Source organism: Rhodosalinus sp. 5P4, assembly GCF_041365695.1.
Taxonomy (GTDB): Bacteria; Pseudomonadota; Alphaproteobacteria; order Rhodobacterales; family Rhodobacteraceae; genus Rhodosalinus.
In genome coordinates this window covers 442,791-456,628 of sequence record NZ_JBGFSJ010000003.1, presented here as the reverse complement: position 1 = coordinate 456,628, position 13,838 = coordinate 442,791, and the positions used below count along the sequence as shown (strand labels likewise).

General features: G+C 71.9%; 11 protein-coding genes. 6 read left to right on the top strand and 5 right to left on the bottom strand.

Annotated features, from left to right (window positions below; translation table 11 throughout):
* Window positions 1–138: 138 nt before the first annotated feature.
* The 3 genes from alaS to AB6A69_RS07620 all read left to right on the top strand — a co-directional run bounded on the left by alaS (window position 139) and on the right by AB6A69_RS07620 (window position 3,729).
* Window positions 139–2,826: an alanine--tRNA ligase gene (gene alaS / locus AB6A69_RS07630; protein ID WP_371060321.1), complete on the top strand. Its 2,688-nt coding sequence runs from the start codon at window positions 139–141 to the stop codon at window positions 2,824–2,826.
* 5 nt (window positions 2,827–2,831) lie between these two features.
* The gene (locus tag AB6A69_RS07625; RefSeq protein ID WP_371060366.1) at window positions 2,832–3,119 is read left to right on the top strand and encodes a DUF1330 domain-containing protein; all 288 of its coding nucleotides are present in this window, start codon (window positions 2,832–2,834) and stop codon (window positions 3,117–3,119) included.
* Window positions 3,120–3,180: 61 nt separating this feature from the next.
* A complete protein-coding gene (locus tag AB6A69_RS07620) occupies window positions 3,181–3,729 on the top strand; it encodes a histidine phosphatase family protein (RefSeq protein ID WP_371060320.1) in 549 nt (182 codons plus the stop codon).
* On the opposite strand, the gene AB6A69_RS07615 is transcribed toward AB6A69_RS07620, so the two are convergent.
* The 3 genes from AB6A69_RS07615 to AB6A69_RS07605 all read right to left on the bottom strand — a co-directional run bounded on the left by AB6A69_RS07615 (window position 3,615) and on the right by AB6A69_RS07605 (window position 6,678).
* Window positions 3,615–4,325, bottom strand: coding sequence for a DUF6639 family protein (locus tag AB6A69_RS07615; protein WP_371060319.1), 711 nt, complete (start codon window positions 4,323–4,325; stop codon window positions 3,615–3,617). The genes AB6A69_RS07620 and AB6A69_RS07615 overlap by 115 nt on opposite strands.
* A gap of 141 nt (window positions 4,326–4,466) precedes the next feature.
* On the bottom strand, window positions 4,467–6,284 hold the full coding sequence (gene typA / locus AB6A69_RS07610; RefSeq protein WP_371060318.1) for a translational GTPase TypA: 1,818 nt from the start codon (window positions 6,282–6,284) through the stop codon (window positions 4,467–4,469).
* A gap of 64 nt (window positions 6,285–6,348) precedes the next feature.
* Window positions 6,349–6,678 carry an SMR family transporter gene (locus AB6A69_RS07605; protein WP_371060317.1) on the bottom strand — a complete coding sequence of 110 codons (330 nt, stop codon included), beginning with the start codon at window positions 6,676–6,678 and terminating at the stop codon, window positions 6,349–6,351.
* A gap of 165 nt (window positions 6,679–6,843) precedes the next feature.
* On the opposite strand from AB6A69_RS07605, the gene AB6A69_RS07600 reads away from it, so the two are divergent.
* On the top strand, window positions 6,844–7,521 hold the full coding sequence (locus AB6A69_RS07600) for a sugar transferase (RefSeq protein WP_371060316.1): 678 nt from the start codon (window positions 6,844–6,846) through the stop codon (window positions 7,519–7,521).
* Between the two features lie 11 nt (window positions 7,522–7,532).
* Entirely contained in the window at window positions 7,533–9,647 is a 2,115-nt protein-coding gene (locus AB6A69_RS07595) for a Wzz/FepE/Etk N-terminal domain-containing protein (RefSeq protein WP_371060315.1), read from the top strand.
* Here the strand turns inward: AB6A69_RS07595 and AB6A69_RS07590 are convergent.
* Entirely contained in the window at window positions 9,635–11,176 is a 1,542-nt protein-coding gene (locus tag AB6A69_RS07590; protein ID WP_371060314.1) for a hypothetical protein, read from the bottom strand. The two genes, AB6A69_RS07595 and AB6A69_RS07590, sit on opposite strands and share 13 nt — an antisense overlap.
* A complete protein-coding gene (locus AB6A69_RS07585) occupies window positions 11,173–12,489 on the bottom strand; it encodes an oligosaccharide flippase family protein (protein ID WP_371060313.1) in 1,317 nt (438 codons plus the stop codon). Before AB6A69_RS07585 ends, AB6A69_RS07590 begins: the two co-directional genes overlap by 4 nt.
* A gap of 53 nt (window positions 12,490–12,542) precedes the next feature.
* On the opposite strand from AB6A69_RS07585, the gene AB6A69_RS07580 reads away from it, so the two are divergent.
* A complete protein-coding gene (locus AB6A69_RS07580; RefSeq protein WP_371060312.1) occupies window positions 12,543–13,826 on the top strand; it encodes a DUF2793 domain-containing protein in 1,284 nt (427 codons plus the stop codon).
* Window positions 13,827–13,838: the final 12 nt, after the last annotated feature.

Sequence of the window (13,838 nt, the reverse complement as noted above, 5' to 3'; positions counted from 1 at the left end):
CGCTGCGGCCGACCCCTTTCGCATGGACAGCGCCGCGGCACGGGGATAGAGGTTCCGGAACCCGGCAGGGCCCCGTGCCGCAGCGCCGCGCCCGAGCCGTCGGGGATGCCATCAACCGTCCGGAAGACCGCCCGCCCGATGCAAAGCCTCAACGATATCCGCACCACCTTCCTCGACTATTTCAAGCGGCAGGGTCACGAGATCGTGCCGTCGAGCCCGCTGGTGCCGCGCAACGACCCCACGCTGATGTTCGCGAATTCGGGGATGGTGCAGTTCAAGAACCTGTTCACGGGGCTCGAGCACCGCGATTACACCCGTGCGGCCACGGCGCAGAAATGCGTGCGCGCGGGGGGTAAGCACAACGACCTCGACAATGTCGGATACACCGCGCGGCACCACACCTTCTTCGAGATGCTCGGCAATTTCTCCTTCGGCGACTACTTCAAGGAGCAGGCGATCCCCTTCGCCTGGGAGATGGTCACGAAAGAACTCGGCATCCCGAAGGACAGGCTGCTCGTTACCGTCTATCACACGGACGACGAGGCGGCCGATCTGTGGAAGAAGGTCGCGGGCCTGCCCGACGATCGCATCCTGCGCATCGCCACCGACGACAATTTCTGGATGATGGGGGCCACCGGCCCCTGCGGCCCCTGCTCGGAGATCTTCTTCGACCACGGCGAGCAGTACTGGGGCGGTCCCCCGGGCAGCCCGGAGGAGGACGGCGACCGCTTCGTCGAGATCTGGAACCTCGTCTTCATGCAGTACGAGCAGTTCGAGGACGGCACGCGGCGCGAGCTTTCGGCGCAGTCGATCGACACCGGCATGGGGATCGAGCGGGTGGCGGCGCTCCTGCAGGGCACCAACGACAATTACGCCACCGACCTCATGCGCAGCCTGATCGAGGCCTCGGCCAACGCGTCGAACACCGATCCCGACGGGCCGGGGCGCACCCATCACCGGGTGATCGCGGACCATCTGCGCTCCACCTCCTTCCTGATTGCGGACGGGGTGATGCCGTCCAACGACGGGCGCGGCTACGTGCTGCGCCGGATCATGCGGCGGGCGATGCGCCACGCCCATCTCCTGGGCGTGAAGGAGCCTCTGATGCACCGGCTGGTGCCCGCGCTCGTCGCCAAGATGGGCGCGGCCTATCCCGAGCTCGGCCGCGCGCAGGCGCTCATCGAGGAGACGCTGAAGCTTGAGGAGACGCGCTTCCAGCAGACGCTCGACCGGGGGCTGAAGCTTCTGGAGGAGGAGCTTGCGGAGCTGCCCGACGGCGCGTCGCTGCCGGGCCGCACGGCGTTTCGGCTTTACGACACCTATGGCTTCCCGCTCGATCTGACCCAGGACGCGCTGCGCGAGAAGGGCCGCGCGGTGGATGCCGAGGGTTTCGAGACCGCCATGGCCGAACAGAAGGCAAAGGCCCGCGCGGCCTGGTCGGGCTCTGGAGAGGCGAAGGACGCCGCGATCTGGTACGATCTCGCCGAGACCCACGGCGCCACCGATTTCCTAGGCTACGACACCGAGACCGCCGAGGCCCAGCTGCTCGCGCTGGTGCAGGACGGGGGCGAGGTGGCGCAGGCGCATCCCGGCCAGGCGGTGCAGATCGTGCTGAACCAGACCCCGTTCTACGCCGAGGCCGGGGGCCAGGTGGGCGACACCGGCGTCATCGCCACCGACGCGGCCACGGCGCGCGTGACCGACACGAAGAAGGTGGCCGGCATCTTCATCCACTTCGCCGAGGTCGAGGAGGGTGTACTGGAGCCCGGGCAGTCCGCCCGGCTCGAGGTCGATCACGACCGCCGCACCGCGATCCGCGCCAACCATTCGGCCACGCACCTCCTGCACGAGGCGCTTCGCGAGGCGCTCGGGGATCACGTGGCGCAACGGGGCTCGCTCAACGCGCCGGACCGGCTGCGGTTCGACTTTTCCCACGCCAAGCCGCTCACCGAGGCGGAGGTCGCCCGCGTCGAGGAAGAGGTGAACGCCTATATCCGGCAGAACGCGCCGGTCGAGACGCGCATCATGACCCCGGACGACGCCCGCGCCATCGGCGCGCAGGCGCTTTTCGGCGAGAAATACGGCGACGAGGTGCGGGTGGTGTCGATGGGGATGCAGCCGGGCTCCGGCAAGGGCGGGGACGGGCGGACCTATTCCATCGAGCTTTGCGGCGGCACCCATGTCCGGCGCACGGGCGACATCGGGGAATTCGTGCTTCTGGGCGACAGCGCGTCGAGCGCAGGCGTGCGCCGGGTCGAGGCGCTCACCGGCGAGGCCGCGCGCGCCCATGTCGCGCGGCTGCGCAAGCTCGTCGAGGACGCGGTGGCCGAACTGCGCACCACGCCCGAGCACCTGGTGGAGCGCGTCCGGGCCGATCAGGCCAAGCTCAGGGAGCTGTCGAACGAGGTGGCGCAGCTTCGCCGCGATCTCGCCATGGCGGGCGGGGCCGGGCAGGGGGGTGGCCAGCCCGCGCCCAAGGACGTGCAGGGCGTGTCGTTCGTCTCGCAGGTGCTCTCGGGCGTCTCGGGCAAGGATCTTCCGCCGCTCATCGACGAGATGAAGGCGCGGCTCGGCTCGGGCGCTGTGCTGCTCATCGCCGACGCCGGCGGCAAGGCCGCCGTCGCCGCGGGCGTCACCGACGATCTGACGGACCGGCTGTCGGCGGTGGAGATCGTGAAGGCGGCCGTCTCCGAGCTTGGCGGCAAGGGCGGCGGCGGCCGGCCCGACATGGCCCAGGGCGGCGGCAAGGATCCCGCGAACGCCGATGCGGCGATCAAGGCCGCCGAAACCGTGATCGCGGGCGCGCCCGCCGAAGAAGTGGAATGACGGCCATGCCCGCGCTCTGGATCGCCCATGTGACCGTCACCGACCCCGAGGCGTACGGGAAATACGCCGAACTCGCCGGCCCCGCCATCGCCAAGCATGGCGGGCAGTTTATCGCCCGCGGCGAGCGCTACGTGCAGCTCGAGGGCCAGGAACGGCCGCGCAACGTCGTGGCGAAGTTCCCCTCCATCGAGGCGGCCGAGGCGTGCTACCATTCTCCCGAGTACCAGGAGGCGCTGAGCCACGCCCGCGGCGCCTCGGAGCGCGAGCTTCTCATCGTCGAGACCACCGGGTAGCGCGCCCGCTGGACGGTCGGCCGCCCGGTCCTAAGGTCTCGATAGCGAAGGGAGGGTCCCGATGCGCCGCTTGATCGCCGCCGTGCTGGTCATCTGTCTGCCGCTCTCCGTGGCCGCGCAGGATCTTTCCGCACTGAAGGCGCCGGGGGCGGTCGCGCTCATGCGTCACGCGCTCGCGCCGGGAACGGGCGACCCGGCAGGCTTCACGCTCGGGGACTGCGCAACCCAGCGCAATCTCTCGGAGGACGGCCGCGCACAGGCCCGCCGAATCGGCGTGGCGCTGCGCGAGGCGGGCATCGTCTTCGACCACGTCTGGACCAGCCAGTGGTGCCGCTGCCGCGAGACCGCGGAGCTTCTGGAACTCGGCACGTTGGCGGAGCGCCCGCCGCTCAATTCCTTCTTCGCCGGACGCGGCGATCCCGCCGCGCAGACGGCGGCCACGCGGGCGCTCCTCGACGCGCTCCCCCAAGGCGAGCGGGCGATGCTCGTGACGCATTACGTGAACATCCGCGCGCTCACCGGCGTCGCGCCCGGCTCGGGCGAGATCGTGGTGGTGCAGCGCGGCGAGGACGGCCTGCGCGTCGCCGACCGCATCCTGATCGCGCCCTGAGACGGGGCGTTCAGTAGGCGTCGAGCCCGAGCTGCGCCTCTCCGGAGATGAGCCGCGCAACGAAGCCGCAGCCGTTCTCCCGGCCGCGAGAAATGCGTCCACGCCCAGGCGGCGAAGGTGTCCGGCGCGGCGACGGCGATGAACTCGTTCAGCCGCTCTTCGGTCACGCGGTCCAGCCCGCGCGCCGCGGCGGTGACGATGGCGCGGTGCTCGGGCGCGAGGGCCTGCATCTGCATCGCGTAGGCGACGTATTCGTGTTCGGCGAGGCAGGGCGGCGCGGCGCAGGGCTGCCGGGCGAGCGCGGCGTGGGCGAGTTCATGCACCACGAGGCTGTCGAAGAGCGCCTCGCGCGGGATGTCGCGCAGCACGCTGTCCGGCGCGAGGGCGGCGTCGAGCGCCGCCGGCGTCACGAGGCGGAGTTCCAGCCGGTTGCAATCATAGGCGCCGAGGCAGGAAACGTCGCCATGCGCGATCTCCGGCACCGCGAGGATGACGAGCGGCGCCCGGATCGGCAGGCCGCAAGCTTCGAGTTGCTCCGCGCCCGCCTCCGCCACGCGGCAGATGTGTTCGTTCAGCGTGGCGTCCGGGCTCGCCATGGTGAAGGGCACCGCTCGGGCAAATAATGGTGCCGCCCGCCAGCGGGGCAGGGGCGAGGAGGAACGCCATCGCGAGCGCGGCGAGGGTCGGGCGCGGTCCCATGGGCAAGGCTAGGCCGTCCTGCGCCCGCCCGGCAAGCCTCAGGTGGTCTTGGCGGCGCGCTTGCGCTCATGCGGGTCGAGGTGGCGCTTGCGCAGGCGGATCGCGTTCGGCGTCACCTCGACGAGTTCGTCGTCGTCGATGTAGGCGATGGCCTCCTCGAGCGTCAGCCGCGTGGCCGGCGTGAGCCGTACCGCGTCGTCCGAGCCGCTCGCCCGGACGTTGGTGAGCTTCTTGCCCTTGAGCGGGTTCACCTCGAGATCGTTCTCGCGCGAATGCTCGCCGATGATCATGCCCTGGTAGACGCGCTCCTGCGGGCCGATGAAAAGCCGCCCGCGCTCCTCGAGGTTCCAGAGCGCGTAGGCCACCGCCTCGCCGTCCTCCATCGAGATCAGCACGCCCGCCCTGCGGCCGGGGATCGGGCCCTTGTGTGGCGCCCAGCCGTGAAACACGCGGTTCAGGACGCCGGTGCCGCGGGTGTCGGTCAGGAACTCGCCGTGATAGCCGATGAGCCCGCGCGAGGGGACATGGGCGACGATCCGCGTCTTTCCCGCGCCCGCGGGGCGCATTTCCACCATCTCGCCCTTGCGCGGGCCGGTCACCTTCTCGATCACCGCGCCGGAATACTCGTCGTCCACGTCGATGGTGACTTCCTCGATGGGCTCGAGCGTCGTGTCGTCTTCCTCGCGCATCAGCACCCGGGGGCGCGAGATCGAGAGCTCGAACCCCTCGCGCCGCATGTTCTCGATCAGGACGCCCATCTGAAGCTCGCCCCGGCCGGCGACCTCGAACGCCTCGCCGCCCGGCGTGTCGCTCACCCGGATCGCCACGTTCGATTCGGCTTCCCGCATCAGCCGCTCGCGGATCACGCGGGACTGCACCTTCTTGCCGTCGCGCCCGGCGAGCGGGCTGTCGTTGATCCCGAAGGTGACCGAAATCGTGGGCGGGTCGATCGGCTGGGCGGGCAGCGGCTCCTCGACCGCGAGCGCGCAGATCGTGTCCGAGACGGTCGCCTTCGACATGCCCGAGAGCGTGACGATGTCGCCCGCCACGGCCTCGGGGATTTCCTGCTGGGAGAGGCCGCGGAAGGCCATGATCTTCGAGACGCGGAACTGCTCGATCTTCTGGCCCATGCGGCTGATCGCCTGAACCGTCGCGCCCGCCTTGATCCGGCCGGATTCGACCCGGCCCGTCAGGATGCGGCCCAGGAAGGGATCGGCGCCGAGCGTGGTGGCGAGCATGCGGAAATCCTCGCCCTCGCGGTGCAGCTGGCGCGGCTTCGGCACGTGGTTGACGATGAGCGCGAAAAGCGCGGACAGATCCTTGCGCGGACCGTCGAGCTCGGTGTCGGCCCAGCCCGCGATGCCCGAGGCGTAGAGATGCGGGAAATCGAGCTGGTCGTCGTCGGCGCCCAGATTGGCGAAAAGATCGAACACCTCGTCGAGCGCGCGATCGGCTTCCGCCGCGGGCTTGTCCACCTTGTTGAGCACGACGATCGGCCGCAGCCCCAGCGCGAGCGCCTTCGAGGTCACGAACTTCGTTTGCGGCATCGGTCCCTCGGCCGCGTCCACCAGGAGCACCACGCCGTCGACCATGGACAGGATGCGTTCCACCTCGCCGCCGAAATCGGCGTGGCCGGGCGTGTCGACGATGTTGATGCGCGTGCCCTTCCAGTCGACCGAGGTCGCCTTGGCCAGGATGGTGATGCCGCGCTCGCGTTCGAGATCGTTGGAATCGAGCGCGCGCTCGGCCACGGCCTGGTTCTCGCGGAACGTGCCGGACTGGCGCAGGAGCGCGTCCACGAGCGTGGTCTTGCCGTGGTCCACATGCGCGATGATCGCGATGTTGCGAATGTCCATGTCGGGGAGGTCCGGAAGTTGTTGTCGGGGCCTGATAGGGGCGCGGGCCCGGAAAGGCCAGCCCCTAGTGCGGCCCGGTGTCGGAAAAGAGGTTGATCACCAGGATCCCCGCAAGGATGAGCGCGATCCCGGCCACGGCGGGCCAGTCGAGCCGCTGCCCGAAAAGCGCAAGTCCGATCAGTGCGATGAAGACGATGCCGAGGCCGGACCACATCGCGTAGGCGATCCCCACCGGAAAGAACCTGAGCGCCTGGGCAAGCAGGAAAAAGGACGTGGCGTAGGCCACGACCACGATGACCGAGGGCACCAGCCGGGTGAACTGCTGGCTCGCCTGAAGCGCCGTGGTGCCGATGGTTTCGGCCAGCACCGCGAGGATGAGCGTGAAATAGGGCATGGGGTGATCCGCGCCTTGGCCGAAAAGGGAATCGCCCGTCACCCTAGGCCGGGAGACGCGCACGCGAAACGGGGATCGCGGCTGCACCGGTGCGATTAACGATTTGTTAGGGTTAACCGCACCCTAATGCACCGGAGAGACCGCCGATGGTACCGGAGCGCCGCGATGCTGCCAATACAATATCTTCACGCCGACCGGGTGCGGGCGGATCGGGGCTGCGACACGGCGGTGAGCGTTGCGCCGTCCGGATCTTCCGGGGCGACCTTCCGCAGGGCAAAGCGCGCCTTCGATCTGGTGCTTTCCGTGATGCTGCTACCGGTTCTGGTCACCGTGGCGGCCCTGCTGCTTTGCCTGAACCTGGTCCTGAACCGCGGGCCGCTCGTTTTCGCGCAGGAACGGCTGGGACGCCATTGCCGGCCGTTTCGTGTCTACAAGTTCCGCACCATGCGGCCCGGGCCGGACGCCCTCGCGGGTGCGCTGGCCACGGCCGAACGGCATCGCATCACGCCGCTTGGCGGTCTGCTGCGGCGCACCCGTCTCGATGAGCTGCCGCAGGTCGTGAACGTGCTGCGGGGCGAGATGAGCCTGATCGGCCCCCGTCCCGACATGCTGGATCACGCGCGGCGCCACCTGTTCTCGGTTCCCGGCTATCGCGCGCGCCATGCGGTGCTGCCGGGCATCAGCGGTCTCGCCCAGGTGGTCGAGGGCTACGCCGAAACGCCGGAGGCGGTACGTCGCAAGGTCGAGGCCGACCTGCGTTACATCGCCGAGGCGGGCTGGCGGCTCGAGGCGTGGATCGTCTGGCGCACGCTTCTCGTCGTGCTCCGTGCGCGCGGCATCTGAGGGCGCGCCCGGTGCAGGAGCTTCAGTTCGTCCGCTCGGGCCAGCGCCCCATCACGCTGCCGGCGGCTGCGCCGGAACCGGACGAGCCCGGCCTGTCCGACCGTCTGGGCGCGCTCTGGCGCGGGCGGCGGACGATGGCTGCGACGACGCTCCTCGCGCTGGCACTCGGGGCGGCCTATCTCGGCTACCTGGCCGAGCCGCGTTACCGCGCCACGGCCACGCTCGCGCTCGACGTGCAGGGCGCGCGCGTGGTCGACCTGGAACAGGTGGTGGGCGGGCTTCCCGTGGGAACCGCGGCGATAAACACCGAACTCGAGGCGATCCGCTCTCCCGCGCTGATCGGCCGGCTTGTCGCGGACCTGGGGCTTTCCGGCGACCCCGAGTTCAACTCGGACCTGCGCCCCGCCCCCGGCTGGTGGCCGACGCGCATGTTCGACGCCCTGCGCGACCGTCTCGGGCGCGTGCCGCCGCCGCCGGGCGAGGGCGAGACGCGCCGCCGCGTGGTGGAGGCGGCAGGCGCCGCTCTCACCGTCGCGGGCCAGCCGCGGAGCTACGTCTTCACCCTGTCCGCGACGACGAGGGATGCCGCGAAATCCGTGCGGATGGTCAACACGCTGGCCGAATTGCACCTGTCGCGGCAGGTGGAGCAGAAGCTGCGCGCCACGGACGAGGCTGCGGACTGGCTGTCGCGACGGGTGCGGGAACTCGATGCGGAGCTTCGCGCGCAGGAGGCCGAGCTGACGCGGCTGGGTGCGGATCGCGACGTCTCTGGCGGGCCCGCGGCGCTCGAGGCGGTGTCGTTCCAGCTGGCCGAGCACCGCCGGACGCGGGCCGAGGCCGCGGCGGCCGCGGCGCAGGCGACGGCCCGTGCGGCGTCGCTGCGCGCGGTGACCCAGGGCGCGGAGGCGCCCGAGACCGGTGCCTTGGCACAAATGCGCCAGGAGGGCGCCTCGGAGGACGCGGTCCGCGCGCGCGCCGCGCGTCTTGCCGAGGCGGCGGAGGCCGAGGCCGCGCAGGCCCGCGCGACGGCGGCGCGGTTCGCCGAGGCCGAGGCGCGCCTGACCGAGCGCAGCGAAGGCCAGGCGGCCGATCGCGTGCGCGCGGAGCAGATGGCGCGCGACCTCGACGCGACACGGGTGCTTTACGAAAGCTTTCTCGCCCGGCTCAAGGAAACCACGGTGCAGCGCGGCCTGCAGCGTCCCGACAGCCGGATCGTCGCGCTTGCCGAAGGCGCGGAGCAGGTCGCGCCCCGGATGGCTGTCGTTCTGGCACTGGCCGGTCTGGCGGGCCTTGTCGCCGGCGGGGCGCTCGTCCTTGCACGGGACGCCGCGCGCGAGGGCTTTCGCACCGCGGAGGAGCTCGGGCGCGCGGCGGGCGCGCCCGTCCTCGGCGAAGTCCCTTGCCTGCCCGTGCGCCGGCGGGCGCGGCTTCTGTCCTATCTCGAGGCAAAGACCGCCTCTCCGGGCGCCGAGGCGGTGCGCAGCCTGCGCACCTCGCTTCTGTTCTCCGATCCGGTGCGCCCGCCCCGCGTCGTGGCGCTGCTGTCCTCGGTCCCCGGAGAGGGCAAGAGCACGATCGCCGTCGCGCTCGCCCACGACCTCGCGCGGCTGGGCCGCAGGGTCCTTCTGGTCGAGGGTGACCTTCGCCGCCGCGTGCTTGGCCAGTATCTGGGCGGCGCGGGCGGTGCGGGGCTTGGCGCGGTGATGACCGGCTTCGCGAGCCTGGAGGAAGCGGCGCGGCCCAACCCCGCGCTGGGTGCCGACGTGCTGCCCGCCGGCCCCCGCACCGGCGACGCGGCCGACCTGCTGGCCGCGCCGGGCTTCGCCCGGCTGATCGAGGCGGCCCGGACGCGATACGATCACGTCATCATCGACACGCCGCCCGTGCTTGCCGTGCCCGATGCGCGGCTGGTGGCGCCGCTGGCGGATGCGGTGGTTTACGTCGTGCGCTGGAACCGCACCACGCGCGAGCAGCTCGACGAGGGGCTGCGGCAACTCGGCCTGGTGCGCGCCGCGCCGCGGGGGATGGTGCTGAGCCGGGTCGATCCGGCCGGAATGCGGCGTCTCGGCCATGCGGGCAGGTCGGGCGCCTATGCCGCTTATGGGCGCGCCTACTACCAGCCCTGAGCGCGCCGCCGGCGGGCAAGGCTGATAGGCGCCGGGCCGTGGCCGAGCCACCGGGCGAGCCAGCCCAGCGCCCCCGCCGCGCCGATATAGGCGAGGTAGATCGGGAGCGGGCCCAGGATGCCGGTCACCACGAAGCGGTTCGGCCCGAGGATCGCCATCTCGAGCGCGAGCAGAACCGCGGGCAGCATGATGAAGGCGCGCGCTCTGACCGCCCTGATCGCGTGCGTGGACATCATGGCGAAGAGCCATCCGACAAGGGGACAGCCGAGCCAGAGCCCGGCCCAGCCGAACTGCCAGTAGAGATCGCCGTAGATCGAGAGCGCCAGGAAACTCTCGGCATCCGGCGCGCCCGTGACCAGCCGGTGGACCTCGAGACCGGGGCCGGGAAGGACCGGTTTTCCCGGCCAGAGGACCCGCGGCACCAGATAGACCCACGCATCGGCCAGCGGCAGATAGGACAGGCCGCGTGCCCGGGCCTCGATGGCGAAGGCCTGGGGGCCTGCGAAACTGAGGCGTGTCCACCAGCCCTGCCGGCCGCTCGCCCCAGCGGCCGACGCCCCGGCGCCAGGGTCGCGCAGATAGTCCCGCGCGATGCCCGCCCGCGCGGCGTAGCCCGCGCCGTTGAGCGTTCCCGTGGCGTCCGCCACGGCCGCGCGCCCGTGATGCACGTAGGGCTGCGCGGCCGTGTAAAGCGCGCCGGCGATCGCGAGCGAGATCACCAGCCGCCCGGGCTTGCGGTGGGCGAGGAACGCACCGATCGCCGGCAGCACCAGGGCGAGCATGATGTCGAGCTTTGCAAAGGACAGCGCCGAAAGGGCGAGGTGCAAAGGCCATAGCGCCCAGAACGCGGCCCGCGCGCCGCGATGCCCCGCGGCGGCGGCGAAGGCGAGAAGCGCGAACCCGACATCGGTCAGCGCGCCGAGATTGCTCACGGCGCCGGGCACCACGCGACCGGTCAGCCCCCATTGCCCCGGGTTGATCAGAAGATACTTGAGCGCGCCGCCCGCGATCACGAAAGCGAGCCCGAGGCGCAGGGCGTCCACCGTTCCCTGCGCGGTTCCCTGCGCGCGCGTGCGGCCGCGCGCCCAGTCGCGCGGCGCGGCGATCATGTGCAGCCACAGGCCCGACAGGACCAGCGTGACCCCAAAGGCGGCCAGGGCGCCCGCCTCGAGCAGCCCCGCGGGCGAGAGCGACAGCGGATGCGCGGCGAGCGCGGCGCGCGTGGAGGCGGTTCCGTAGACCTCCACCAGCGGGCCGAAGCCCGAGAAGACCGCCGCCTGCGCCGGAAACCAGAACGCGGCGGACCAGACCGCCTCCGGCATGGTGCGGGCGACCTGGCGGGCGAGACCGGCAAGGACAAGGATGAAGAGGACCGGTAGCGTGCCGTTGACCGCGCCCGCCGCGCCCGGCGAAAGCGTCAGGGCGGAGAGCCCGATCCAGAGGCCCGAGAGCGGCCAGAGCGCGAGAAGCGCTCCGAGATAGGCGGCCCGAAGCCGGGCCGCGGCGTGCCGGGCGGAGGCGTCGTTCATCGCGCCCATGTCCGGATGCCGAGGCGCGTGGCGGCCGCGCGGGCGAGAAGCAGATGCGCGAGCGCGAGCGAGACGACAGAGGCCGCCGCCGCGCCCGGCGTGGCGAAGGCGGGAATGAGGACCGCGTTGAGCGCCGCGTTGAGCGCCGCGCCGGCCGCCACCGCCTTCACCGTCGCCATCTCGTGCCCGGCCATGTTCAGAAGCGCGTCGGCCGGCCCCGTGGCGGCGACGACCAGCAGGCCGACGCAGAGGAAGACCGCAAGCGGCGCCGCCGTGGCGAAGGCGGGGCCGACCAGCGCCTCGATCGCCGGCGGGCCGGCGAGGGCCACGGCAAGCGCGGCGCCGGCGACCGACAGGGCGGCGAGCCGCGCCGCGCGGGTCGCGAGGGCCTGCAGTTCGTCCCGCGCCCCCGCCGCCCAGAGCCGGGCGAGGCGCGGTTGAAGAACCGTCGCCACGATCTGCCGGCCGATGAGCGCCGTGCCCGCGATCTGCGCTGCGATCCCGTAGACGGCGACGCTTTCGGGCCCCTCCAGGACACCCAGCATCAAGAGATCGAGACGGGCGTTGACGAGGGCCGCGGCGGTGATGAGCGACAGCGGCAGCAGGCTTCGCAGCCAGGCGCGGGCGGCGTAACGGGGGTGAGCAGCGGCCGGCGCCCGCGCAAGGCGCGCCATCGCAAGGAGCGTCCACGCAAGCGCCCCGGCCACCGCACCCGCGTGAAGCGCCATGGCGCCCGCGGGCGAAAGGCCACCGGCGGCCAGCGCCAGCGCGACGAAAGCCAGAAGAAGAAGCGGGCGGAGCGCGCCGTCGGGCAGGGCGCCCGCGAGGGGTTTCTCGTACCCTTGCAGAAGGGACGCCGCGACGCGAAGAAATCCGAGGCCCGCGACGAGCGGCACGGCCAGAAGCGCCACGCCCGCGCCGCCACCGGTGGGGGCCGCGACGAGGGCCCAGCCGAGCGCCGCGAGCCCGAGCAACCCGCTCGTCCCGGCGACGAGGCCGAATGCCCAGCGGCGCAGCCCCCGCAGCGTGGCCCGGTCGTTTGTTGCGCGCGCGACCGCCGTTTCGCGAACGACGAGAGTGGGCAGCCCTGCAAGCACCGGCATCGCGAGGATCTGCGCAAGCGCCAGCGCGAAGAGATATTGCCCGTAGCCATCCGCCCCGAGCGCCCCGGCGAGCAGCACGGTCAGCGCGATCCCCGCGCCGAGGTTGACCGCGCGGACGGCGGCGAGGCGCACCCCCGCCCCCAGAAGCCCTGTTGCCTGCGTGCGGTGGGGCAGGGCGGTCTCAAGTTTTCTGCGCGAGATCACCGCCACCCGAACACGCCGCGCCCGCGCCCCCGCGGGTCCGGCAAGCCAGGAGCCGTCCCATGGATCAGTCGCCCGCGCTGGGGCTTCCCTATATCCTGCCCAACCAGGCCCAGAAACATGTCACCCACAACGAGGCGCTGCGCGTGCTCGACGCGGTGGTTCAGATCGGCGTCGCCTCGCGGGGCGAGACGAGCCCGCCGCCAGCGCCCGCGGACGGAACCCGCCACATCGTGGCCGCGCCCGCGGCCGGCGCCTGGGCCGGGCAGGAGGAGGCGCTCGCCGCCTTCCTCGACGGGGCGTGGCATTTCTTCGCGCCGAAGGCGGGCTGGCTTGCCTGGGTCGCGGACGAGGCCAGGCTTATGGTCTGGGACGGGGCGGCGTGGCGCGTCGCCGCGAGCTCCGACATGGCGACGCTTTTCGGCGTGAATACCGAGCCCGACGCGGTGAACCGGCTTTCCGTCAAGTCCGACGGCGTTCTCTTCTCGCATGACGACGTGACGCCCGGCTCTGGCGGCGTGCGGCTGACGCTGAACAAGCAGGACGCCGCGGCTACCGCCTCGGTGCTGTTCCAGTCGGGCTATTCCGGCCGGGCGGAATTCGGCCTCGCGGGGGACGACAACTGGCGCGTGAAGGTTTCGGCCGATGGCGTGAGCTGGCGCCCCGCGCTTGCCGTGGACGCGGCCACGGGGCACGTCGCGGTGGGCGCGGCGCAGCCGCAGGGCCCGCTCCACGCCGAGGGGGAGGACGCCGCGCTGGTGCTGGGAAACGCGCTCGATCCCGCGGGGATATGGTCGGTCGCCCCCGGACGGCCGGGCTTTTACGAGGATCACCTGATCGTTGCGCATGGCGGGGATCTGTCCGATCCGGCGACGCACCGGATGCGCCTGCCGAAAAGCGCCGCGCCGCCGAGCTTCCCCGAGGGGCTCGCCGTCTCGGACGGCAAGCGTTTCGCCAGCGAGACGAGCGCGGCGCTCGCCCACTACATCCCCTTCGACGGAACCCGCGGGCAGCTTGCGTTTCGTGGCGCGGACGGGGGCGGGACCGCGCGTTTCCGTCTGACGGCCTACTACCACGACGGCGCCTGGCATGCCGCGACCGCCGGCGGCTGGATGGTGGATGCGGCAGGCCCGCGCCTCGGCGTGGGCACGGACGCGCCGAGCGCCACGATCCACGCCGAAGGGCCCGTGCGGGTCGGCAGTTTCTCCGTCGCGGCGCTGCCCGATGCCGTCGCGGTCGGCGCGGGCGCCATCGTATTCGTGCCCGACGACACCGGCGGGCCGGCGCTTGCCTTCTCGGACGGGACCGTCTGGCGGCGCGCGGCGGACGGCACGTCGATCCCCTGAGCGCCCCCGCGC